Source organism: Amycolatopsis speibonae (assembly GCF_042647925.1).
GTDB lineage: Bacteria > Actinomycetota > Actinomycetes > Mycobacteriales > Pseudonocardiaceae > Amycolatopsis > Amycolatopsis speibonae.
In genome coordinates, this window is sequence record NZ_JBHRWK010000068.1 from 42,733 (window position 1) to 64,082 (window position 21,350).

The following is a 21,350-nucleotide window of genomic DNA, read 5'->3' on the forward strand; positions in this document are numbered from 1 at the left end:
TCGCCGGGGTGAGTGCGAATTCGCTCCTCCCGGCCCTGTCCGTCGTGATCCCGGTCTACAACGAGCAGAACTGGATCGACCGCAGTGTCGGCGCGCTGATCGCGTCGGCCCAGGCGGCGAACTGGCCGGTCGAGGTCGTCGTGGTCGACGACGGCAGCACCGACGGCACTGGCGACAAGCTCGCCAAGCTGCAGGAGCTCTACGGCATCACGGTCCTCACCCAGCCGAACAGCGGCCGGTTCGAGGCTCGCCGGGCGGGGATCGCGAAGGCGTCCGGGCGGCAGATCCTGCTGCTCGACAGCCGCGTGATCGTGGACTCCGGCTCGCTCACCTTCCTGCGCGACCAGCTCGTCGACCATCCCGAGCGCACGGTGTGGAACGGTCACATCAACGTCGCGTCCGAACACAATCCGTATGCGGGATTCATGGCGGGGCTGGTCAAGATCCCGTGGCGCCGTTATTGCGCGAACCCGCGGTTGATGTCGTTCGGTATCGACGAGTTCGACGTCTTCCCTAAAGGCACCGGATTCTTTTCCGCGCCGAAGGACGTTCTCGAGGATTCGTCCAACGCGTTCGAGTCGCTCTTCGAAGACGTCCGTTTCGCCAGTGACGATACGGGTGTTCTGCGCTGGATCGCCGAACGGCACCGTATCTTCCTCGCCCCGGACTTTTCCGCGACCTACCACGGTCGTGATTCCTTCAAGAAGTTCATCGGGCAGTCGTATTTCCGCGGCACGACGTTCGTCGATTCGTATCTCGCGTCCCCCGGCCCCGCGCGCAACGGCTTGTTCGCCGCGATGGCCGTCGGCGTACTCGGACTCGGAGTCGCCGCGAAGCGCCCGAAGACCGCCGTCGCGCTGGCCGCCGCGGGTTCCACCGCCGCCGGGTTCGCGGTGACGAAGTTCGGCGCGACCAAGGCCGAGGCCAAGGCCGTCGCCCAGCTCACGCCGGTGTTCGCCGCCGGGTTCGGCGCCGGTGCGCTCCGCGGCCTCTTCATGGCGCTGCGGGCCCGGCTCGGCCGAAAACAGCAGGGTAAATGAGCAGCGCGGTGAGCAGCGAAAAACTGGCCAAGGACACCGGGAAATCCGCCGGCCGCATCGGCGTCTACCTGCTGATCGCGATCGCGCTCGGCTATGTCCTCACCGTGGTCTGGGGCCGGACCCTGTCCAAGGCTGACAACGCTGTCTTGCTCTCCTTCTGGGGCATGCTGATGGGGCTGGGCGCCGCCCTGTCCCCGCTGGAGCAGGAGATCTCGCGCCAGTCCGCGCACGCCGCGCTCGACGGCCGCAAGGCGGGCCGTCCGGCGGTGATCGCCTTCGTCACCAGCGCGGTCGCCGTGGTGGTCGTCGCCCTGATCACGCTGATCCCGCCGATCACGGACAAGGTCTACGGCGGCCAGTTCGCGCTCGCGGTGATCGTCCTGGCGGGCGGGCTTTCCTTCGCCTTCCAATTCGCCGCGCGCGGGCTGCTCGTCGGGCAGAACCACATCCGGTCCTACTCGTGGCTGATCCTGGTCGAGGCCGCCGTGCGGATCCTGGTGGTCGCCGCCCTGGTGCTCGCCGGGCTCACCCAGCTGTACTGGTTCGCCATCGCCGCCGCGACCGGCTCGTTCGCCTGGCTGCTCTTCGCCCGCGGCGCGGCCCGCCTGGTCGATCCCAAGCTGGACGCTGCCGAGCCCGCGAAGCCGATCGTCACGAACATGCTGATGCTCCTCGCGGGCGCCGGGCTCACCGCGAGCGTCATCACCGGCTATCCGGCGCTGGTCAGCCTGCTCGCGCCCGGTGGCGACAAGGACAAGCTCGGCGTGCTCTTCCTGGCCCTGTTCGTGGCCAGGACGCCGCTCACGCTGATGGCGCCGGTCCAGGCCCTCGCGGTCCCGACCGTGGTGCGCCTGTCCAGCACCGAGGAGGGCAAGCACCGGCTGCGCAGGCTGCTCGCGCTCGGGTCGGTGGGCGCGCTGGCGCTCGCGGCGCTCGGCGCGCTGATCGGCTGGCTGATCGGCCCGTGGGTGGTGCGCCTGGTCTACGGCGCCCAGAACGACCCCGAGTCCTGGTGGATGGCCGGGCTGGTCTGGTCGTCGGTACTGCTGGCCACGATGCAGCTGCTCGCCGCCGTCCTCGTCGCGCAGGCCAAGGCCAAGAAGGTGCTGATCACCTGGGCCGCCGTCGTCGCCGCGACCGTGCTGGTCCTGCTGTTCTTCCCCGGCGACACCGTCGTGCGGGCCGTCGTCGGGCTCGCCGCGGGACCGACGGTCGGGCTACTGGTCGTCATGTCTTTCGTGGTGAGAGGCACGCCTGAGGCGGGCAACGCGAAGCCGTCCGAAACGTCTCGATAGTGTGGCCGCGCCATCGCGCGCCGCGAACGGGGTGGCGTTCTTAGCGCCGAATAGGGTTGGACAGCGAATTCGATGAACGTTCTTTTGGTCTTGCTGGCGTTCTGGCTGCCGGGGCTCGTCTTCGGCGCCGCGATCAGGCTGCGCGGCTGGACTCTCGCCGCCGCGGCCCCGCTGCTGACCTTCGGCCTCGTCGCCATCGGCATCCCGATCCTCGGCCGGTTCGGCATCCGCTGGACCATGCTGAACGTCGGCCTGTGGGTCCTGCTGCTGTCCGTCGCCGCTTTCGTCCTCTCGTTCCTCGTGCTCCGCTTCACCGCGAAGCGTCACGCCGACTGGGCCGAGGACGAAGACGACGACGAGACGAAGCGGTCCCTTCGCGACCACCTGCTGATCGGCGCCGGTGTCGTGGTCGGTCTCGGCGTCGGCACGGTGACCTTCCTGCGCGGTTCGCACTCCCTGGAGAACGTCCAGCAGGGCTGGGACGCCCCGTTCCACGGCAACCTGGTGCGCTGGATCGCCGAGCACGGCGACGCGCGCGCGTCGACGGTCGGCACCATCGCGAACCTGCCGAACCAGACCGACTACTTCTACCCGGACACCTACCACGCGCTGCTCGCCCTGGTCTTCGGCAAGGGCGGCCTGACGATGATGCCGACGCTGAACCTGGCGGCGCTCATGGTCGTGCTGGCCGTCCCGGTCGGGGTCGCGGCTATGTGCCGCGCCTGGCGCATGCCGGTCCTCGCGACCGCCGCCGCCGCGGCCGTGTCCACCTGGTTCACCGCGTTCCCGTACGACTCGCTGTGGCGCGGCCCGCTCTGGCCGTACGTCGCCGGGGTGGCGCTCGTGCCCGCGATGCTCGCGCTCGCCCGCCTGCTGCTCAAGCCGAACGGTATCGCCGGACCGGTCGCGATCGGCGTCGGCGTCGCCGGGCTGGCCGGCCTGCACACCAGTTTGATCTTCGTGATCATGGTCTATTTCCTGCTGATCCTGCTCGCGGTGCTGTTCCGCTTCGAGAAGATCAGCTGGCGCCGCAGCGCCGCCTCACTGGTGGCCACGATCGGGCTGGCTGTCGTCCTCGGTTTGCCGACGGTCCTGCCAGCGCTCTACAACGCGGGCGGCGTGACGAGCGCGTTCTGGGCGTCGGAGGCCAGCGTGTCCGGCGCGCTCGGGCAGACCATCACGTTCTCGCCGATGGCGGCGTTCCCGCAGTGGTGGATCGGCATCCCGGCGATCATCGGGGTGTTCTTCCTGGTCCGGCACCGGCGGATGCTCTGGATGGTCGGCGCGTACGTCGTCCTCGGCGGCCTGTTCGCCGCGACGATCTCACTGGAGACCCCGCTCATCCACACCCTGACCGGGGTGTTCTACAACGACCACTGGCGGCTCGGCGCGCTCGTGCCGCTGGCGGGCGCCGTCGCGTTCGGCGAGTTCGTGCACACCGCGTCGGGCAAGTTCGCCGAGAAGATCGGCGAGCGCAAGCCGAACCTGAACCCGTTCACCGCGACCATCGCGGGCGCGCTGGTGATCGGGCTGGTGGTGTCGGTGCTGAGCCGCGGCGGCTACATCGGCCGCAACTCCGCCCGGCTCGCGCTGAACTACGGCTCGGACGGCCCCTCGGTCAGCAAGGGCGAGGAAGAGGCCTACGACTGGCTCGGTAAGCACGTCGTGCCGGGCGAGCGCGTCATGAACGACAAGGCCGACGGCTCGGTGTGGATGTACGCCCTCTCGGGGGTCCAGCCGGTCGAGTGGACCAACTACGGAGCCGAGTTCACCACCAAGGCCGGCTGGCTCAGCGTGTTCCTGAACGACATCAACCGCGAGCCGCGCGTGCGCGAGGCGCTCACCGACCTCAAGGTGCGCTACGTGCTCGTCGGCAAGGGCAAGGTGGCCCCCAACGCGCAGTCCGCGGTGGGCCTCCAGCGCCTCGACATCACTCCTGGTTTCAAACGCGTCTTCCACAACCTCGACGCGTCGGTCTACGAAATCGAAGGTCAGCAAGGTGTGGTCGCCGCCGGCGCCACCACCGGGTCCGACACCGCTCACGGCCAGTAAGAAGATAGAGTGATCCAGTGTCCAGTACGTCCGTGACCACCCGCCGCGTACTCATCGTGATGCCTGCCCTCAACGAGCAGGCCAGCGTCGGCGAGGTCATTTCCCAGGTCAAGCAGTCCTTGCCGGACATGGACGTGCTGGTGGTCGACGACGGCTCGTCCGACGACACGGCCAAGCTCGCCCGCGCGGCGGGCGCGGAGGTGGCCCGCCTGTCGGTCAACCTCGGCGTCGGCGGGGCGATGCGCACCGGCTTCCGGTACGCGGCCGCCCGCGGCTACGACGTCGTCGTCCAGGTGGACGCCGACGGCCAGCACGACCCCGAAGAGGTCGCCGCCCTGCTGGACGCGCTCGACGACGCCGACATCGCGATCGGCTCGCGGTTCGCGGGCAAGGGTTCGTACAAGGCGAGCGGCCCGCGGAAATACGCGATGGTCGCGCTCTCTCTCGTTTTCTCCCGGCTCGGGAAGACCAAGCTCACCGACGTGACCTCCGGGTTCAAGGCGATGGGCCCGCGCGCGATCAAAATGTTCGCCGCGTACTACCCGGCCGAATACCTCGGCGACACGATCGAATCCCTGGTGATGGCGATCCGCGCCGAACTGAAGATCAAGGAAATCCCGGTGATCATGCGGGAACGGGCCGGTGGTACACCGAGCCATTCACCGGTGAAATCGGCCGTCTACCTCGGCCGCGCCGGACTCGCCCTGCTGCTGGCGCTGGTGCGCCGCCGCCCCGCCGTCGACTCGTCGGATTCGGCGTAAAAGGAGCTGATCATGGCTGGCTGGCGCATTCTCAGCATCGTCGTCGCCTGTCTGGTGCTGTTCGTCGTCCTCGAGATGATGCGACGGCGGAAACTGCGGGAAAAGTACGCGGGTGTTTGGCTCGTCCTCGCCATCGGCGTGGTCGTGCTCGCACTCGTTCCGCAGGCCGCCGACTTCTTGGCCCGGGTAACCGGCGTGCAGACGCCGTCGAACTTCGTATTCCTCTTGGCCGGTGTCGTGCTGGCCTTGGTCGCGCTGCATCTGTCGACCGAGGTCGGGCATCTCGAAGAAGAGGTCCGCACGTCCGTCGAGGAGATCGCGCTGCTCCGGTGCGAACTCGCCGACGCCCAGCGTGACCTGGAAGAACGTGTCGCCGCGCTCGAAGCGAGGACGGCCACGCCCGACAACGTCAAAGGGCTCCCCGAAGTGAGCCCCGCACGCGCACGCTGATCGACGCGCTCCTGGCGGCCCCGCCGAGACTGGGGACCGTCCGCGTACTCGCCGTCGACGGGCCTTCGGGCTCCGGGAAATCCACCTTGGCCGGGAAGATCGTGGCCGGGCTCGCCGCACGCGACGTCCGGGTGGCGCTGGTCAGCACCGACGAATTCGCCACCTGGGACGAACCCGTTTCGTGGTGGCCCCGGCTGGAAACCGGTGTCCTGGAACCCCTGCGGGCGGGCAGATCCGGCCGCTACCGGCGGGTGGCCTGGTCCGGCGGCGTCGCGTCGCCCGGTGAAGAAGTCGAGATCCCGGTTCCCGAGGTCCTGGTACTGGAAGGCGTTTCCAGCGGTCGCGCGCGGATCCGGCCGTCGTTGTCCCTGCTGACCTGGTTGGACGGTGGGAGCGAGGCCGAGCGCCTCGACCGTGCCACCGGCCGGGACGGCGAAGAATCGCGGGCGGATCTGCGGCGCTGGCAGTTGTTCGAGCGGGGCTGGTTCACCGTGGACGGTACGAAGGCGGCGGCGGATTTCGTGGTCGTGAGTGGCGTTTCGGGTTAGAACCCGAAACGCCACTCACGACCACCGGGACCGACCACCCCACCGCCGTGGTCTCACTGTCCACTTCTGTCAGTGATCCAAAGAGCCTAGTGGTGGACACCCATTTGAGTTAGTGGACCGGCACTCTGCGCGTTAGTGGAGCGGAATTGATTACACTCCGTCCGGAATTGCCGACACTTTGCGGTCGTATTGACCTTCGTGTAGCGCGATCGTAACCTCGCGTGCTTAAGTGCGGGCTGAGTTCCCGCTAGTGTCGGCGGGCACACCGATCATCCGCGGAGTTCGAGTTTCCGATCGACGCCGACGGTGCCTAAACACCGAAATTCTCCTCAAGGGGTGCCAGATGCAGCAACTGCGGGTGACCCGAGCACGCCGTGTGGCCCTGATCGGGCTTGCCGGCGCACTCGCGGTCTCCATTTCCGCCTGTGCCGATTCGAAGCGTGAAGAAGGCGCAGGGGGTGGCTCAGGAGGCACCATGGTCTTCGGCGCCGCCGGTAACCCGAAGACTTTCGACCCGCTCTTCAACGACGACGGTGAGACCTTCCGCATCATCCGCCAGATGATGGACACGCTGATCATGAACAAGCCGGGGACCGCGGACCTCGAGCCCGGCCTTGCCGAGAAGTGGGAAGGCAGCAACGAAGGCAAGACCTGGACCTTCTCCCTGAAGAAGGGTGTGAAGTTCCACGACGGCACCCCGTTCAACGCCGAAGCGGTCTGCTTCAACTTCAACCGCATGTTCAACATGAAGGGCGCCGCGGCCCAGAGCCAGATGATCTACTACGGCGACGTCTTCGAGGGCTTCGCCAAGAACGAGGGCGACGCCTCCGGCTCCCCGGTGTTCAAGGACTGCCAGGCCAAGGACGAGTCGACCGCGATCCTGAACCTGAACAAGAACAAGGGCGCCTTCCCGGCGGCCTTCACGCTGCCGTCGTTCTCGATCCAGAGCCCGGACGCGCTGAAGAAGTACAACGCGGACAACGTCACCCAGAGCGGTGACTCGTTCTCCTACCCCGAGTACGCGCTGCAGCACCCGACCGGCACCGGCCCGTTCAAGTTCGACAGCTGGGACCAGGCCAAGGGTGAGATCACGCTCTCCAAGGCGACCGACTCCCCGACCCAGACGGCCAAGCTCGACAAGCTGGTCTTCAAGGTCATCCCGGACGAGAACGCCCGCAAGCAGGCATTGAAGGCCGGCGACATCCAGGGCTTCGACTACCCGTCGCCCGCGGACTACGGCCTGCTGCGCAACGACGGCGAGCAGGTGCTCATCCGCCCGTCGTTCAACGTTCTGTACCTGGGCATCAACCAGAAGAACAACCCGAAGCTGAAGGACCTCAAGGTCCGCCAGGCGCTGGCCTACGGCCTCAACCGCGAGCAGTTCGTGAAGTCGAAGCTCCCCGAGGGCGCCGAGACCGCGACCCAGTTCGTGCCGAAGGCGATCGACGGCTACAACGACAACGTCACGAAGTACCCGTACGACCTCGATCGGGCCAAGAGCCTGCTCAAGGAAGCCGGCGCCGAGGGCATGACGCTGAAGTTCTACTACCCGACCGAGGTCACCCGGCCGTACATGCCGAACCCGGCGGACATCTTCACCTCGCTGTCCGAGGACATGAAGAAGATCGGCATCAAGGTCGAGCCGATCGCCCAGCCGTGGAACGGTGGCTACAAGGACGCCGTGCAGAAGCGCGGCGAGCAGGACGTCCACCTGCTCGGCTGGACCGGTGACTACAACGACGCCGGCAACTTCGTCGGTACCTTCTTCGGCCGCGAGAAGGCGGAGTTCGGTTTCAACAACCCCGAGCTCTTCAGTGCCCTCGCCGCCGCGGACGCCGCGCCCGCCGGTGAGGCGCACACCAAGGCGTACCAGGAAGTGAACAAGCAGATCATGGATTACCTGCCCGCCATCCCCATCTCCTACGGCCCCCCGGCGATCGTCGTCGGCCCGAAGGTGAAGGGCCTGGTTGCCAGCCCGCTGACCGACGAGCGTTTCTACACCGTCACGGTCAACTGATCCTCCACCACTGAGTCGCAGGGGGTGGGTGCTACCGCACCCGCCCCCTTCGGCCCATTCCCGGGCTGGCAACAAAGGAACGCACGTGCTCCGTTTTCTCGTGCGTCGGCTGCTACAAGCGATACCGACGCTCTTGATCCTGTCCATTTTGATCTTCGCCTGGCTCCGGTCCCTGCCCGGTGGCCCCGCCGGCGCCCTCCTGGGTGACAAGGCGACCCCGGAGAAGATCGCCGACCTCAACCGGATTCTCGGCCTCGACGATCCGATTTTCGTCCAGTACTTCAAGTTCCTCGGCCGGGCCATCACCGGCGACTTCGGCAACTCGCTGGTCTCCGCCCAGCCGGTCATGTCGGAGATCGGGAACTTCCTCCCGGCCACCCTCGAGCTCGGCTTCTGCGCGATGCTCATCGCGGTGTGCCTCGGCATTCCGTTCGGCTACCTGTCCGCCCGCTTCCGCGGCGGGCCCGTCGACAACGTCATCATCGTGCTGTCGCTGGTCGGCGTCGCCGTGCCGGTGTTCTTCCTCGGTTACATGATGCAGGACGTGCTGGCCGCTCCGCTGGGACTTCCTTCACAGGGCCGTCAGATGGCGGGGCTCGACGCCACCACCGTCACCGGGTTCGCGGTCTTCGACGGCATCATCACCCAGGAATGGGACGCCGCCTGGGACGCGATCACCCACCTGATCCTCCCGGCGTTCGCGCTCGCCACCATCCCGCTCGCGGTGATCGTCCGGATCACCCGCGCGTCGGTGCTGGACGTGCTCAACGAGGACTTCATCCGCACGGCCAACTCGAAGGGCCTGACCCAGCCGGTCGTCCGGCGCCGTCACGTGCTCCGCAACGGCCTCCTGCCGGTGGTCACCGTCATCGGCCTGCAGACCGGTGCGCTGCTCGGCGGCGCGGTGCTGACCGAGCGGGTGTTCAACTTCCGCGGCCTCGGTTTCCTGCTCGCCGAAGGCATCGAACGGCGTGACTACCCGCGGCTCCAGGCGCTGCTGCTGTTCGGCGCCCTGGTCTACGTGCTGGTGAACATGCTGGTCGATATCTCGTACGGGCTCATCGACCCGAGGGTGCGTGTCCGATGAACACCTTGCTGAACAAGAAGAAAGAGCCGATCGACAAGCTCGCCGCGTCGTCGGCCAAGGGACACAGTCTCGGTGGCGAGGCGCTGCGGCGGATGCTGCGCAGCCCGGTGGCCATCACCGGCGCCGTGATCACCGGCCTGTTCCTGCTGGTGGCGATCTTCGCGCCGCTCCTGGCGCCGAAGGACCCCTACGAGCGGTACCTGCAGAGCCAGGTCATCCTCGGCCAGGGCATCATCCCCGGCGCGCAGCCCGGCTTCCCGCTCGGTGTCGACGACTTCGGTCGCGACTACCTTTCGCGGATGCTGGTCGGCGCGCAGAACACCCTGCTGGTCGGCGTGCTCGCGACGATCATCGGGGTCGCGGTCGGCATGCTCATCGGCGGCCTCGCCGGCGCGTTCGGCGGCTGGGTCGACACGGTCCTGATGCGGCTCGTCGACGTCATGCTGTCGGTGCCTTCGCTGCTGCTGGCGATCTCCGTCGCCGCGCTGTTCCAGAAGCCGAGCCAGTGGACCGTGATCGTGGCCGTGTCGATGGTCAGCGTGCCGATCTTCGCGCGGTTGCTGCGCGGTTCGATGCTCGCGCAGAGAAGCAGCGACCACGTGCTCGCGGCGACGTCGCTGGGCGTCAAGCGCGGGGCGATCGTGTTGCGGCACATGCTGCCGAACTCGCTCGGCCCGGTCATCGTGCAGGCCACGCTGACCCTGGCGACCGCGATCCTCGAGGCGGCGGCGCTGTCGTTCCTCGGTCTCGGCGACCCGGACCCGAACCGGGCGGAATGGGGCATCATGCTGAGCCGCAGCGCTCGGCAGTTCCTCGACATCCGCCCCGAGCTGGCGTACTACCCGGCCATCGCGATCATCGTGGTCGCGCTCGGGTTCACGCTGCTCGGCGAGTCCTTGCGGGAAGCCCTCGATCCGAAGAACAGGCGGTGATTTCTGATGGCACTCCTCGAAGTACGCGACCTCAAGGTCGTTTTCCAGCGACGTGGCGAGAAGCCGTTCACCGCGGTGGACGAGGTCAGTTTCGACGTCGAACCCGGCCAGACGGTCGGTCTCGTCGGTGAGTCCGGTTGCGGCAAGTCCGTGACCTCACTGGCGATCATGCGGCTGCTCGCGAAGCGCGGCAACCAGGTCAGCGGTTCGGTGTCGTTCGAAGGCACGGATCTGCTTCGCTTGTCGGACAAGGAAATGCGGGACCGCCGGGGTCGTGACCTCGGCATGGTGTTCCAGGACCCGCTGTCCTCGCTGAACCCGGTCATCCCGATCGGGCTGCAGATCACCGAGGTGCTGGAGCGGCACCGCGGGATGTCCCGCAAGGTGGCCTCGAAGGAAGCCGTCGAACTGCTCGACAAGGTCGGCATCCCCGATCCGTCGCGGCGGCTTTCCGAGTACCCGCACCAGCTTTCGGGCGGGATGCGGCAGCGCGCGCTGATCGCGATCGCGCTGGCCTGCCGTCCGCGGCTGCTCATCGCCGACGAGCCGACCACCGCGCTCGACGTGACGATCCAGGCGCAGATCCTCGCGTTGCTGCGGGAACTGGTGCAGGACACCGGGACCGCGCTGATCATGATCACGCACGACCTCGGTGTCGTCGCCGGTCTCTGCGACGAGGTCAACGTGCTCTACGGCGGCAAGATCGTCGAGCGGGCGGAGCGGCACGCGCTGTTCGCGGAACCGCGGCACCCGTACACGCACGGCCTGCTCGCCTCGATCCCGCGTCTCGACGCGGGCCGCGGCGAGAAACTGATCCCCATCAAGGGATCCGTCGCCGACAACATCCCGTGGGACGGCGGTTGCGCGTTCGCGCCCCGCTGCCCGAACGCTCTCGGCGTGTGCCGGGAGGTTTCACCGCAGCTGACCCCCGATCGCGGTGGGCTGCTGCGCTGCCACAATCCGGTGATCCCGGCCGTGGCCGCACAAGGAGGGGCCCGATGACGCACACCGCACCGCAGCCGGAAGTGCTGCTCGAGGTCAACGACCTCAAGGTGCACTTCCCGATCAAGCGCGGCGTCGTGGTCGACCGGACGATCGGGTACGTGTACGCCGTCGACGGCGTCGATTTGGCCATCCGCAAGGGTGAAACCTACGGACTGGTCGGGGAATCCGGCTGCGGCAAGTCCACTTTGGGCAGGGCGATCCTCCGGCTGACCGAGCTGACGGACGGCCACGTCGTCTTCGACGGCACGGACGTCGCCGGGCTCAAGGGTGAAGCACTGCGCAAGGCGCGCCGCCGGATGCAGATGGTGTTCCAGGACCCGATGTCCTCTTTGGACCCTCGGCAGTCGGTGGAATCCATTCTGACCGAAGGAATGAAGGCGCACGGCCTCGACAAGGACAAGGAAGCGACAGCCAAGCGGCTGCGCGAACTCCTTTCCGCCGTCGGGCTTCCGGAGTCCTCGCTGCGGAAGTACCCGCACGAGTTCTCGGGCGGCCAGCGTCAGCGCATCGGCATCGCGCGGGCGCTCGCCGTCGAGCCGGACCTGATCGTCGCCGACGAACCGGTGTCCGCACTGGACGTCTCGGTGCAGGCGCAGGTCGTCAACCTCCTGGAAGACCTGCAGGAGAAGCTCGGGCTCACCTACCTGGTGATCGCGCACGACCTCGCGGTGGTGCGGCACATCTCCGACCGGATCGGCGTGATGTACCTCGGCTCGCTGGTCGAGGAGGCCGACGCCGACACGCTGTACGAGAACCCGCTGCACCCGTACACGCGGGCGCTGCTTTCGGCGATCCCCGTGCCGGACCCGACGGTGGAGGACACCCGGGAGCAGATCCTGCTCGCCGGTGACCTGCCGTCGCCGGCGCGGCCGCCGTCCGGCTGCCGCTTCCACACGCGGTGCCCGTGGAAGCAGCAGAGCCTGTGCGACACCGACCGCCCGCAGTTGCGGGAGATCGGCGCGGGGCACCGGGTCGCGTGCCACTACGCGGAGGACATCCGCGACGGGCGGATCAAGGCGCACGAGGTCAAGGCGGAACTCGTCGGGGCCGGGGACCTGAACCCCGACGTCGGCGGACTGCCCGATGTCGGCTCGGCGGCCGAGATCCTCTAGTCCCGCTTGAAGTACATGAAGGCCCCCTTCCTTGCGCCTAGGTACAGGAAGGGGGCCTTCATGTACTTGGCACACAGCGCGGGTGGCGGTGATCAGGCAGACTCTTCTGTCATGCGGGTCACAGTGCTGGGTGCGTCGGGGCGGACGGGGATTCACGTGGTCCGGCTTCTGCTGGGGCGGGGACATCAGGTGCGGGCGGGTCTGCGCAGCCGCCGCCGGGCCGAGGAGGTCGCCGGTCTCGGCGCCGAAACCGTCGTCGCGGACGTCACCGCCGACGCGGACGACCTCGTCGAAGCTCTCGCCGGCTCCGAGGTCGTGATCAACACGATCGGCGCGCCCGACCCGGATCAGGCTTCGGTCGACCTCGTCGACCGCGACGGTGTGATCACCGCGATCCGCGCCGCGGAGAAGGCGGGTGTCGCGCGGTTCGTGCAGCTTTCCGCGCAGTTCGCGGACGCGCCGGATCAGGGCGATCGCCTGGTGCGGTCGATCCTGATGGCGAAGCAGATCTCCGACAGCGTCCTGGCCCGTTCGAGCCTGAACTGGACGATCGTCCGCCCCGGCACGCTCACCGACGATCAGCCCACCGGCCGCGTCAAGCTCAGCGGTCACCTCGAACCCGGGCACGTCTCCCGCGCCGATGTCGCCGGGGTACTGGTCGCCACCCTCGACGAGCCGCTCGCCGAGAACCAGGGTTTCGACGTCATCGGGGGCGAGATGCCGATCCCGTCGGCGCTCGCCGCACTCAGCTGAGCGCCCTCTTCCGCTCCCGCGAAGCCCGCAGGTTCGCGACGTTCCCGCAGCTCCGGACGTCGTGCCAGACCCCGCTGTTGTTGCGCGAGACGTCGTAGAACGCCGAACGGCAGCCGTCGAGGCGGCACAGTTTCAGCCGCGGCCAGATCCCGGCCTGCTGCGCGAGCAGCGTCTCCGTCCACAGCGCCGAAGCGAGCCACTGCCGTCCGGTGCCGGACGGGAACAGCCGGACGACGCCGTCCCGCACGGCCAGGTCCGCCTTGATCGGCTTCTCGACGGCCGCGTCATCGCCGTCCAGCAGCGAAACGAACGACTCCCGTAGGTCGCGAAGCGCGCGAAGGTCGCCCGTGCCCAGCGTGATCTCGGGAACGTCGGAGTCCCGGGTCTTCGACCATTCCGCCAGTGCCTCGGCGGCCCAAGGGCGCGCCAGATCGGCGTCGCTCAGCAGGTCGAGGCCGTGCGCCTTGATGCCCTTCGTGTTGAGGAAGTCCTGAACGAGCGCCAGCCCCGAGGGGGCGGCGCGCAACCGGTAGCGGTCCGTCGCGGTCCATGACATAGGTCAAGCGTACTTGACTCTGTCGGCTCGCGCCGCCATCTGACGACAGAGGCAAACATCGAACACTTCTGTCAAGGGAGCAAGTCATGACCGCCATCGAGGGTGCCGTCGTCCTGGTCACCGGTGGGCAGCGCGGACTGGGCAAGGCGTTCGTCGCCGAACTGCTCGCCCGTGGCGCCGCCAAGGTCTACGCGACGGCCAGGGCGCCGCGCGAGGAGACCGATCCGCGGATCGTCCCGCTCCCGCTCGACGTCACCGACCCGGAATCCGTCCGCGCGCTGACCGCCGAGGCGAGCGACGCGACGGTCGTCTTCAACAACGCCGGCGTCATCGGGCTCGGCTCGCTGCTCGCCGAAGACATCGACGCGCACCGCCCGGTCTTCGAGACGAACGTCTTCGGTGCGCTCCGCGTCGCGCAAGCGTTTGCGCCGCAGCTCAAGGACGGCGGAGCGCTGGTCAACGTCCATTCCGTCCTGTCGTGGGCGGCGGGCTCAGGCTCCTATGGCGCGTCGAAGGCGGCCTTCTGGTCGCTCACCAACTCGCTCCGGATCGAGTTCGCCGAACAGGGCACCCAGGTCGTCGGCGTCCACCTCGGCTACACCGACACCGACATGACCCAGGGCTTCGAGGTCGAGAAGAACGACCCGCGCGACGTCGCCCGCCAGGTCGTCGACGGCCTCGAAAAGGGCGAGACCGAGGTGCTCACCGACGACCTCACCCGCCAGGTCAAGGCCGCCCTGTCCGGTCCGGTCGAGCAGCTCGGCACCAGCCGGATCGCCGCGTAGAAAACCGTTGGCGGAAGCGCACCGGCCCGAGGTAGCTTCGCCGCCATGTGTGCTTCCGCTTTCACCAGGACCCGCCGCGCCTAGCGGCGGATCCCGCGCGTCCAGCAAGGAACCGCCGCCCGAGCGAGCCATCGCCGGGCCTGCTTCAGGCTGCCCGGCTCACCTCGAAGCCGCGGAGACCCCTTGCGCACACACCGACCTGGCCGTCACGAACTCGGCCAGAACTTCCTCATCGACCGCAACACCATCGAAACCGTCGTGGAGCTCGTCGCCGGAACCGACGGGCCGATCATCGAATTCGGCACGGGCGACGGCGCGCTGACCCTGCCCTTGCAGCGGCTCGGCAGGCGGCTGACCGGTATCGAGCTCGACGATCGCCGCGCCGCCCGGCTGGCGGGCCGCGTCCAGTCGGCCACGGAGATCGTCGCCGCGGACTTCCTGCGGTTCCCGCTGCCGAAGACGCCGCATGTCCTGGTCGGCAATCTGCCGTTCCACCTGACCACCGCGACGCTGCGCCACGTCCTCTCCGCCCCAGGTTGGACGGACGCCGTCCTGCTCGTGCAGTGGGAGGTGGCGCGCCGCCGTGCCGGGGTCGGTGGCGCCACCATGATGACCGCGCAGTGGTGGCCGTGGTTCGACTTCCGGCTGGCGGGCCGGGTGCCCGCCACGGCGTTCCGCCCGAAGCCCGGTGTCGACGGCGGTCTGCTCACCCTGACCCGCCGTGAGCATCCGCTAGTCGACGACGCGGATCGTCAGCGCTACCAGGACTTCGTACGGCGGGTGTTCACCGGTCGCGGCGCCCCGCCCAAAAAGCTCACCGCACACCAGTGGGCTGAGGTGTTTCGGCTTCGGCGAGGAAGTCCGGCTCGCGCGCGCGGCGCTTCGTCGAACCGAACAGGACCCCGCCGATGACGACGGCCGCCGCGATGATCTCCACCGGCGAGGGCCGCTCGTCGAGGACCAGGAACGCCACCGACAGCCCGACCACCGGCACCAGCAGGGAGAACGGCGCGACCACGCCCGCCGGATTCCGGCGCATCAGCGACGTCCAGATCCCGGAGCCGACGATCGTGCCGAACACCACGACGTAGGCGAGCCCGCCGAGGCCGATCAGCCCGGTCGGCGTGCCGAGCGTGCTCAGCGAGTGCCCGATCTCGGCGGGGCCCTCCATCACCAGCGAAAGCGCGAACATCGGCAGCGGCGGCACCACGGACATCCAGAGGACGAAGTTCAGCGGGCTTTCCGGTGCCGCCTTCCGGGTGCTCAGGTTGCCGAAAGCCCAGCTCAGCGCTCCGAGCAGGGTCAGGATCACCGGCAGCAGGGCGGCGTTCCCGGCCTGCTGCCAGGCGATCGTCGCCATCCCGGCGACGGCGAGCAGGATCCCGGCGAGCTGCCGTCCGGAGACGCGTTCCCGCAGGAAGACGGCGCCGAGCAGGACGGTGAACGGGGCCGAAGCCTGCAGCACCAGCGACGCGAGGCCGGTCGGCATGCCGGTGTCCATCGCGATGAAGAGGAAGGCGAACTGCCCGGTGCCGAAGCCCAGCCCGTAGCCGAGGAGGTGGCGGATCTTCACCTTCGGCCACGGCACGAACAGGATGGTCGGGATCGCGATGACCGCGAAGCGCAGCCCGCCGGCGAAGACGGGCGGGAACTGCCCGAGGGTGGCGTGGATGGCGAGGAAGTTGCAGCCCCAGAGGACGACGACGAGCAGGGCGAGCAGACGATCGCGGGCGGGCATACCTTCACTCTTACGTGGGATGACCATTTAGGACCAGCGAGAATATTTGCAGCGACCGTTCAGTTTCGCTTCACATATGCTGGCGGGATGGACATCGGCCGGTTGCGGACCCTGCGGGAGTTCGCCGACCGCGGCAGCGTGACGGCGGCCGCGAAGGCGTTGCACTGCACGCCGTCCGCGGTTTCCCAGCAGCTGCGCGCCCTGCAGGGTGACGTCGGTCTCGCGCTGACGGAACCGGCCGGGCGCGGGCTCCGGCTGACCGACGCGGGCCGCGCGCTGGTCGCCCGCGCGGACGACGTGCTCGCCGCGCTCGATCGTGCGGAGTCCGAATTGGACACCTACCGCAGCGCCCCACGCGGCCGTGTCCGGATGGCGATCTTCCAGTCGGCAGGGCTGATGCTGCTGCCCGGCCTGCTGCACCGGACGGCGGGGTTCGAGGGCCTGGACGTCATCGTGCGCGACGTCGACATGACACCGCCCGAGGTGCCGGGACTCGTCGCGGACTACGACATCGTGGTGGCGCACCGGGAGGAGCACGCGCCGCCGCTCGCCTCGGAGCGGCTGGAGTCGCGGCACCTGCTGCGCGAGCCGCTCGACGTCGCGTTCCCGGTGGGTCACCGGTTCGCGAAAAGGCGCCGTGTCGAACTCGCCGAACTGGCCGACGAAAGCTGGATCAGCGTCAACGCCGGGTTCCCGGTCGACGACATCCTCCAGTCGCTGATCATCCGCACCGGCGTGCGGCCGCGGGTCGTGCAGCGCATCAACGACTTCCGGATCATCGAACGGCTGGTGGCCGCCGGGCACGGGATCGCGCTACTGCCCCGGTACACAGTGGACACTCGTCGCGGCAGCGGTCTCGTCTGCCGTCCGCTCGCCGGGATCAAGGCGGCCAGGCATGTCGAGGCGGTCTGCCGGCTGGGCGCGTCTTCGCGGCCGGCGGTGGCGAAGGTGCTCGACGCGCTCGCCGACGAGGTCGAGGCCCTCACGGGTGAGCGTGACTCTTCAGGTGGTCCAGTGCGATCTTGAGCGCGTCGGCGATCGGCGTGATGTCGTGCCGTAGGTGGGCCATCAGCAGGCCGCCCTGGACGCAGGTCATCGCGGCCTGCGCGAGCCGGGCCGGATCGGCGTCCTCGGCGAGCTTTCCCTGTTCCTGCAAGGAATTCAGGCCGTTCTCGAGATGGGACTCCCATTCGCGGTAGGCCTTGTCGAGCAGCGGCGCGATCCTGGGGTTGTCGCCGAGCTCGCCCGCGAGGTTGCCGAGCGGGCACGCGATCGGGCCTTTGGGGGTGGTCTGGATGGCCAGGATCTCCTGGGCCCACTGGTCGAAGTCGGCCCAGTCGTGCAGCGCGAAGATCGTCGGCTGGTTGCCGAGGATGCTCTCCAGGAAGCGGGCGATGACCGCCTCGACGAGCTGATCCTTGTTCTTGAAGTAGTGGTACATCTGCGATTTCCCGGCCCCGCTGGCCGCGAGCACCTTGTCGACGCTCGTCCCGGCGACGCCGTTGACGTACATCAGTTCCGCCGCCGCGTCGACGATCGCATCCCGGGTCAGGCGTCCGCGCGGGGTCGGAGCGACCGGTTGACCATCCATGTACTGAATAGTACAGTCGACCGCACTGTACCGATCAGTACAACTCAAGGAGCCGACCATGGGGGATCTCGACAACGACCTCGCCGACCTGCGTGCCGCTGTCGCGGAGCAGGTGCCGGAGGAGGTCGCGCCGGTGCTCAAGGCCGATCGCGAGAAGTTCGTCGGTGTCGTCGCCGAGGCGGCGGTGAAACCGGGGGCGGCGATGCCGGAGTTCACGCTGCCGGACGCCGGTGGCGCTCGGGTGCGGGTCGCGGACGGGCCCGCGGTCGTGGTGTTCTACCGCGGCGCGTGGTGCCCGTACTGCAACCTCGCGCTGCGCGCGTATCAGCAAGAGCTGCTGCCGGAACTGGAGAACCTGGGGGTGAAGCTGGTCGCGGTCAGCCCGCAGCTGCCGGACGACTCACTGTCCACAAAGGATCTGGAGTTCGCGGTTCTGTCCGATGTGGACAACGAGCTGGGGCGCGCGCTCGGCATCACGTTCCGCCAGGACCCAGAGCTCAAGCCGACCTTCGACGCGCTCGTCGGCGACGTCGAGAAGATCAACGGCGCGCGGGAATGGGAACTGCCGTACCCGACCGTCCTGGTCGTGGACGGCGAAGGCGTCATCCGCTACATCGACGCCCACCCGGACTACACCACCCGCACCGACCCGGCCGACATCCTGGCCGCGGTGAAAGCCCTCTAGGAGGCCTTCGCGACATCAGACGTGGCGGTGAGGTGAAAGTCTGGGACTGGGTGACCTCGCCGTCGATCGGGCATCCGCTGGGATCGCCAGCCTCGTGCAGGTCACCGGTAGGCAGGCGAATACCGGTCCGCTCTGACGCGACTTACCACTCACGACCCCCCGCGCCGACACCTTGCCCAGGACGTGAAGCCACGAGCGGCCGCCCTGCTCCCGCGTTCCGGCACGGCCACCGACGCAGAAGTCCGTGAAGGCCTCCTTCCCTACCCTCAAGGTAGGGAAGGAGGCCTTCACGGGACGCCGCCAGTGGCATTGGGGCCGAAGCACGTCGCGAAAGCCACTTTCGCGGCATCAGGCCTTCGCGGAGTGCGTGGCGGTGAGGTGTCGGCCGGGGTGGTCGTGAGTGGCAAATGTCGTTCTAACGCGACTTACCACTCACGACCCGCTGCACCGACCCGGCCGCACGCGACCCCGCGCACTTCCCGCAGCGTCAAGTCCGTGAAGGCCTCCTTGAGGGACCCAGGGTCCCTCAAGGAGGCCTTCACGGAACGGAACGAACGACGGAAGCTACCGGTTCGCCCGGTTCACGGCCGACACGACGGCCCGCAGCGAAGCGGTCACGATCGACGGGTCGATCCCGATGCCCCAGAACACCCGGTCGGAGATCGCGCACTCGATGTACGACGCCGCCCGCGCGTCGTCGCCCGGCGAGAGCGTGTGCTCGCTGTAGTCCAGCAGCCGCAGGTCGAACCCGACGGTCGACAGCGCGTCGAAGAAGGCCGCGATCGGGCCGTTCCCGCGCCCGGTGACCTCGTGCTCGTCGCCCTCGACCCGCACGGTGGCGGTGATGTCGTACTCGCCGTCGCCGTTGTCCCTGACGTGCTGGCGCACCAGCTCCAGCGGCGTCTTCAGCTCCAGGTACTCGGCCGAGAACGCGTTCCACATGGTGGCCGGGTCGACCTCGCCGCCCGCGGTGTCGGTGTGGCGCTGGACGACCTTCGAGAACTCGATCTGCAGGCGCCGCGGCAGGTCGAGCTGGTGCTCGGCCTTCATGATGTAGGCCACGCCGCCCTTGCCGGACTGCGAGTTCACGCGGATCACGGCCTCGTAGTTACGGCCGATGTCCTTCGGGTCGATCGGCAGGTACGGGACCTCCCACGGGTGCTCGTCGACCGGCGTCCCCGCCCGGTCGGCGGCGACCTTCAGCGCGTCGAGGCCCTTGTTGATCGCGTCCTGGTGGCTGCCGGAGAACGCGGTGAACACCAGGTCACCGGCCCACGGGCTGCGTTCGTGCACCGGCAGCTGGTTGCAGTATTCGACGGTCCGCTTGATCTCGTCCATGTCGGAGAAGTCGATCTGCGGGTCGACGCCCTGGCTGTAGAGGTTCATGCCCAGCGCGACCAGGTCGACGTTGCCGGTGCGCTCGCCGTTGCCGAACAGGCAGCCTTCGATCCGGTCCGCGCCGGCCTGGAAGCCCAGTTCGGCGGCGGCGATGCCGGTGCCGCGGTCGTTGTGCGGGTGCAGCGACAGGATCACCGAGTCGCGGCGGTCCAGGTTGCGGTGCATCCACTCGATCGAGTCGGCGTAGATGTTCGGCGACGCCATCTCGACGGTGGCGGGCAGGTTCAGGATGACCGGCTTCTCCGGCGTCGGCTGCCAGATCTCCGTGACCGTGTTGCAGACCTCGAGCGCGTAGGACAGCTCGGTGCCGGTGTAGGACTCCGGCGAGTACTGGAAGCGGAAGTCGGTGTCCGGCTGCTTCGCCGCGAAGTCGACGACCAGTTCGGCGGCCTGCGAAGCGATCTTCGTGATGCCGATGCGCTCCTCACGGAACACGACACGACGCTGCAGGATCGACGTCGAGTTGTAGATGTGGACGATCGCGCGCGGCGCTCCTTCGAGAGACTTGAAGGTGCGCTCGATCAGTTCCGGGCGGCACTGGGTCAGTACCTGGATGCTGACGTCGTCCGGGATGGCGCCCTCGTCGATGATCTCGCGGACGAAGTCGAAGTCCGTCTGCGAGGCCGCCGGGAAGCCGACCTCGATCTCCTTGTAGCCCATGCGGACCAGCAGGTCGAAGAACTTGCGCTTGCGTGCGGGCGACATCGGGTCGATCAGGGCCTGGTTGCCGTCGCGCAGGTCGACCGCGCACCACAGGGGCGCGGTGTCGATGCGCTTGTCCGGCCAGGTGCGGTCGGGCAGGTTGATGTCCTCGACCAGCTCTGACCAGGGGCGATAGCGATGTACGGGCATCGAAGTGCCGCGCTGGGTGTTCCACGCGGCCTGCTCGGAAGGGGCCGGGCGAGTGGGCTTACGGATGCTCATGAGGGGACGGTTCTCCTGAAGAATCGGGTGCGACGACCGGCACCACGAAGCCCCGCGACGGGGAGCCGGTCCGATCAGGCCCCGTCGCGGCAGCGAAGCAGGAGAGCTCGAGCCACGACGCCACCTTAACCGCGTGATCTCCCGAAAGGAAACCCGGGCCGCGATCGAACCGTGACCACCAGGGGCGCCCATTCGGGTTACTCGCGGGTAGCAATCGGACCAGGTGGCGTGCCACACTGCCCGGCATGGGCGAGCACGCTGAAGAGAAGGAAACCGCTGATCAGAAGACCAGGCGCAAGGTCGACTGGCGGGCCGGGAGCGGCCGCGCGGCCGGGGTGCTGGCGAGCGTCGTCCGCTGGGTCGGGCTGGTCTTCGCGGCGATCCTGGTGCTGCACGTCGTCTTCGTGATCGGCGAGGCGAACCCGGACAACGGCATCGTGTCGTTCGTCCGCGGCTGGGCCGACGGTCTGCTGCTGGGCTTCAAGGATCTCTTCATGCCCGAGGACGCCAAGCTCCGCGTGCTGATCAACTACGGCATCGCCGCGGTCTTCTGGATGGTGGTCACGGCCATTCTCGCGAAGATCATCCGCCGCGTGGGCGGTTCCGCTTAGCCTTCGGGGC

Annotated in this window: 21 protein-coding genes; 17 read left to right on the forward strand and 4 right to left on the reverse strand. The window is 68.2% G+C overall.

Going from position 1 to position 21,350, the window contains the following annotated elements; translation table 11 throughout:
* Window positions 1-8 precede the first annotated feature (8 nt).
* From ACFOSH_RS34230 to ACFOSH_RS34285, 12 genes are all read left to right on the forward strand, one after another.
* Window positions 9-1,040, forward strand: a complete 1,032-nt coding sequence (locus ACFOSH_RS34230; protein ID WP_378244102.1) for a glycosyltransferase family 2 protein — start codon at window positions 9-11, stop codon at window positions 1,038-1,040.
* Window positions 1,037-2,335, forward strand: coding sequence for a hypothetical protein (locus tag ACFOSH_RS34235; protein WP_378244104.1), 1,299 nt, complete (start codon window positions 1,037-1,039; stop codon window positions 2,333-2,335). Before ACFOSH_RS34230 ends, ACFOSH_RS34235 begins: the two co-directional genes overlap by 4 nt.
* A 72-nt stretch (window positions 2,336-2,407) precedes the next feature.
* Entirely contained in the window at window positions 2,408-4,387 is a 1,980-nt protein-coding gene (locus tag ACFOSH_RS34240) for a DUF6541 family protein (protein ID WP_378244106.1), read from the forward strand.
* 59 nt (window positions 4,388-4,446) lie between these two features.
* On the forward strand, window positions 4,447-5,148 hold the full coding sequence (locus ACFOSH_RS34245) for a glycosyltransferase family 2 protein (RefSeq protein WP_378244181.1): 702 nt from the start codon (window positions 4,447-4,449) through the stop codon (window positions 5,146-5,148).
* A gap of 12 nt (window positions 5,149-5,160) precedes the next feature.
* The gene (locus ACFOSH_RS34250; RefSeq protein ID WP_020632199.1) at window positions 5,161-5,598 is read left to right on the forward strand and encodes a DUF2304 domain-containing protein; all 438 of its coding nucleotides are present in this window, start codon (window positions 5,161-5,163) and stop codon (window positions 5,596-5,598) included.
* A gap of 29 nt (window positions 5,599-5,627) precedes the next feature.
* Window positions 5,628-6,146 (forward strand): uridine kinase family protein, encoded by a 519-nt coding sequence (locus ACFOSH_RS34255; RefSeq protein WP_449224202.1) that lies wholly within the window; start codon window positions 5,628-5,630, stop codon window positions 6,144-6,146.
* Window positions 6,147-6,489: 343 nt separating this feature from the next.
* Window positions 6,490-8,163 (forward strand): ABC transporter substrate-binding protein, encoded by a 1,674-nt coding sequence (locus ACFOSH_RS34260; RefSeq protein WP_449224201.1) that lies wholly within the window; start codon window positions 6,490-6,492, stop codon window positions 8,161-8,163.
* 85 nt (window positions 8,164-8,248) lie between these two features.
* The gene (locus tag ACFOSH_RS34265) at window positions 8,249-9,250 is read left to right on the forward strand and encodes an ABC transporter permease (protein WP_378244111.1); all 1,002 of its coding nucleotides are present in this window, start codon (window positions 8,249-8,251) and stop codon (window positions 9,248-9,250) included.
* Window positions 9,247-10,182, forward strand: a complete 936-nt coding sequence (locus ACFOSH_RS34270; RefSeq protein WP_378244113.1) for an ABC transporter permease — start codon at window positions 9,247-9,249, stop codon at window positions 10,180-10,182. Before ACFOSH_RS34265 ends, ACFOSH_RS34270 begins: the two co-directional genes overlap by 4 nt.
* 6 nt (window positions 10,183-10,188) lie before the next feature.
* Window positions 10,189-11,184, forward strand: coding sequence for an ABC transporter ATP-binding protein (locus ACFOSH_RS34275; protein ID WP_378244115.1), 996 nt, complete (start codon window positions 10,189-10,191; stop codon window positions 11,182-11,184).
* Window positions 11,181-12,299 carry an ABC transporter ATP-binding protein gene (locus tag ACFOSH_RS34280; RefSeq protein ID WP_378244117.1) on the forward strand — a complete coding sequence of 373 codons (1,119 nt, stop codon included), beginning with the start codon at window positions 11,181-11,183 and terminating at the stop codon, window positions 12,297-12,299. The genes ACFOSH_RS34275 and ACFOSH_RS34280 overlap by 4 nt, the downstream gene beginning before the upstream one ends.
* A 111-nt stretch (window positions 12,300-12,410) precedes the next feature.
* Window positions 12,411-13,052, forward strand: coding sequence for an SDR family oxidoreductase (locus ACFOSH_RS34285; protein ID WP_378244119.1), 642 nt, complete (start codon window positions 12,411-12,413; stop codon window positions 13,050-13,052).
* Here ACFOSH_RS34285 and ACFOSH_RS34290 read toward each other — a convergent pair.
* Window positions 13,045-13,608: a CGNR zinc finger domain-containing protein gene (locus ACFOSH_RS34290; RefSeq protein WP_378244121.1), complete on the reverse strand. Its 564-nt coding sequence runs from the start codon at window positions 13,606-13,608 to the stop codon at window positions 13,045-13,047. The genes ACFOSH_RS34285 and ACFOSH_RS34290 overlap by 8 nt on opposite strands.
* An 86-nt stretch (window positions 13,609-13,694) precedes the next feature.
* Here ACFOSH_RS34290 and ACFOSH_RS34295 point away from each other — a divergent pair, with 86 nt between their 5' ends.
* Both ACFOSH_RS34295 and erm read left to right on the forward strand, forming a co-directional pair.
* Window positions 13,695-14,393 carry an SDR family oxidoreductase gene (locus ACFOSH_RS34295; RefSeq protein WP_378244123.1) on the forward strand — a complete coding sequence of 233 codons (699 nt, stop codon included), beginning with the start codon at window positions 13,695-13,697 and terminating at the stop codon, window positions 14,391-14,393.
* A 183-nt stretch (window positions 14,394-14,576) separates the two neighbouring features.
* Window positions 14,577-15,305: a 23S ribosomal RNA methyltransferase Erm gene (gene erm, locus ACFOSH_RS34300; RefSeq protein WP_378244125.1), complete on the forward strand. Its 729-nt coding sequence runs from the start codon at window positions 14,577-14,579 to the stop codon at window positions 15,303-15,305.
* Here the strand turns inward: erm and ACFOSH_RS34305 are convergent.
* Window positions 15,208-16,131, reverse strand: coding sequence for an EamA family transporter (locus ACFOSH_RS34305; protein WP_378244127.1), 924 nt, complete (start codon window positions 16,129-16,131; stop codon window positions 15,208-15,210). The genes erm and ACFOSH_RS34305 overlap by 98 nt on opposite strands.
* A gap of 87 nt (window positions 16,132-16,218) precedes the next feature.
* Here ACFOSH_RS34305 and ACFOSH_RS34310 point away from each other — a divergent pair, with 87 nt between their 5' ends.
* A complete protein-coding gene (locus ACFOSH_RS34310) occupies window positions 16,219-17,157 on the forward strand; it encodes a LysR family transcriptional regulator (protein WP_378244129.1) in 939 nt (312 codons plus the stop codon).
* Here the strand turns inward: ACFOSH_RS34310 and ACFOSH_RS34315 are convergent.
* Window positions 17,114-17,722 (reverse strand): TetR/AcrR family transcriptional regulator, encoded by a 609-nt coding sequence (locus ACFOSH_RS34315; RefSeq protein ID WP_378244131.1) that lies wholly within the window; start codon window positions 17,720-17,722, stop codon window positions 17,114-17,116. The two genes, ACFOSH_RS34310 and ACFOSH_RS34315, sit on opposite strands and share 44 nt — an antisense overlap.
* A 58-nt stretch (window positions 17,723-17,780) precedes the next feature.
* Between ACFOSH_RS34315 and ACFOSH_RS34320 the strand changes: the two genes are divergently transcribed.
* Window positions 17,781-18,407 (forward strand): peroxiredoxin-like family protein, encoded by a 627-nt coding sequence (locus ACFOSH_RS34320; protein WP_378244133.1) that lies wholly within the window; start codon window positions 17,781-17,783, stop codon window positions 18,405-18,407.
* Window positions 18,408-18,971: 564 nt separating this feature from the next.
* On the opposite strand, the gene leuA is transcribed toward ACFOSH_RS34320, so the two are convergent.
* Entirely contained in the window at window positions 18,972-20,729 is a 1,758-nt protein-coding gene (leuA, locus tag ACFOSH_RS34325; RefSeq protein WP_378244135.1) for a 2-isopropylmalate synthase, read from the reverse strand.
* A gap of 245 nt (window positions 20,730-20,974) precedes the next feature.
* Here leuA and ACFOSH_RS34330 point away from each other — a divergent pair, with 245 nt between their 5' ends.
* Window positions 20,975-21,340 (forward strand): hypothetical protein, encoded by a 366-nt coding sequence (locus tag ACFOSH_RS34330; protein ID WP_378244137.1) that lies wholly within the window; start codon window positions 20,975-20,977, stop codon window positions 21,338-21,340.
* The last annotated feature ends 10 nt before the right edge of the window (window positions 21,341-21,350 follow it).

Excerpts from the sequence above, each read along its gene's own strand:
- ACFOSH_RS34235 (WP_378244104.1), top strand. The coding sequence starts at position 1,037 with ATGAGCAGCGCGGTGAGCAGCGAAAAACTGGCCAAGGACACCGGGAAA.
- ACFOSH_RS34240 (WP_378244106.1), top strand. The coding sequence starts at position 2,408 with ATGAACGTTCTTTTGGTCTTGCTGGCGTTCTGGCTGCCGGGGCTCGTC.
- ACFOSH_RS34245 (WP_378244181.1), top strand. The coding sequence starts at position 4,447 with ATGCCTGCCCTCAACGAGCAGGCCAGCGTCGGCGAGGTCATTTCCCAG.
- ACFOSH_RS34250 (WP_020632199.1), top strand. The coding sequence starts at position 5,161 with ATGGCTGGCTGGCGCATTCTCAGCATCGTCGTCGCCTGTCTGGTGCTG.
- ACFOSH_RS34260 (WP_449224201.1), top strand. The coding sequence starts at position 6,490 with ATGCAGCAACTGCGGGTGACCCGAGCACGCCGTGTGGCCCTGATCGGG.
- ACFOSH_RS34270 (WP_378244113.1), top strand. The coding sequence starts at position 9,247 with ATGAACACCTTGCTGAACAAGAAGAAAGAGCCGATCGACAAGCTCGCC.
- ACFOSH_RS34275 (WP_378244115.1), top strand. The coding sequence starts at position 10,189 with ATGGCACTCCTCGAAGTACGCGACCTCAAGGTCGTTTTCCAGCGACGT.
- ACFOSH_RS34280 (WP_378244117.1), top strand. The coding sequence starts at position 11,181 with ATGACGCACACCGCACCGCAGCCGGAAGTGCTGCTCGAGGTCAACGAC.
- ACFOSH_RS34285 (WP_378244119.1), top strand. The coding sequence starts at position 12,411 with ATGCGGGTCACAGTGCTGGGTGCGTCGGGGCGGACGGGGATTCACGTG.
- ACFOSH_RS34290 (WP_378244121.1), bottom strand. The coding sequence starts at position 13,608 with ATGTCATGGACCGCGACGGACCGCTACCGGTTGCGCGCCGCCCCCTCG.
- ACFOSH_RS34295 (WP_378244123.1), top strand. The coding sequence starts at position 13,695 with ATGACCGCCATCGAGGGTGCCGTCGTCCTGGTCACCGGTGGGCAGCGC.
- ACFOSH_RS34305 (WP_378244127.1), bottom strand. The coding sequence starts at position 16,131 with ATGCCCGCCCGCGATCGTCTGCTCGCCCTGCTCGTCGTCGTCCTCTGG.
- ACFOSH_RS34310 (WP_378244129.1), top strand. The coding sequence starts at position 16,219 with ATGGACATCGGCCGGTTGCGGACCCTGCGGGAGTTCGCCGACCGCGGC.
- ACFOSH_RS34315 (WP_378244131.1), bottom strand. The coding sequence starts at position 17,722 with ATGGATGGTCAACCGGTCGCTCCGACCCCGCGCGGACGCCTGACCCGG.
- ACFOSH_RS34320 (WP_378244133.1), top strand. The coding sequence starts at position 17,781 with ATGGGGGATCTCGACAACGACCTCGCCGACCTGCGTGCCGCTGTCGCG.
- leuA (WP_378244135.1), bottom strand. The coding sequence starts at position 20,729 with ATGAGCATCCGTAAGCCCACTCGCCCGGCCCCTTCCGAGCAGGCCGCG.
- ACFOSH_RS34330 (WP_378244137.1), top strand. The coding sequence starts at position 20,975 with ATGGGCGAGCACGCTGAAGAGAAGGAAACCGCTGATCAGAAGACCAGG.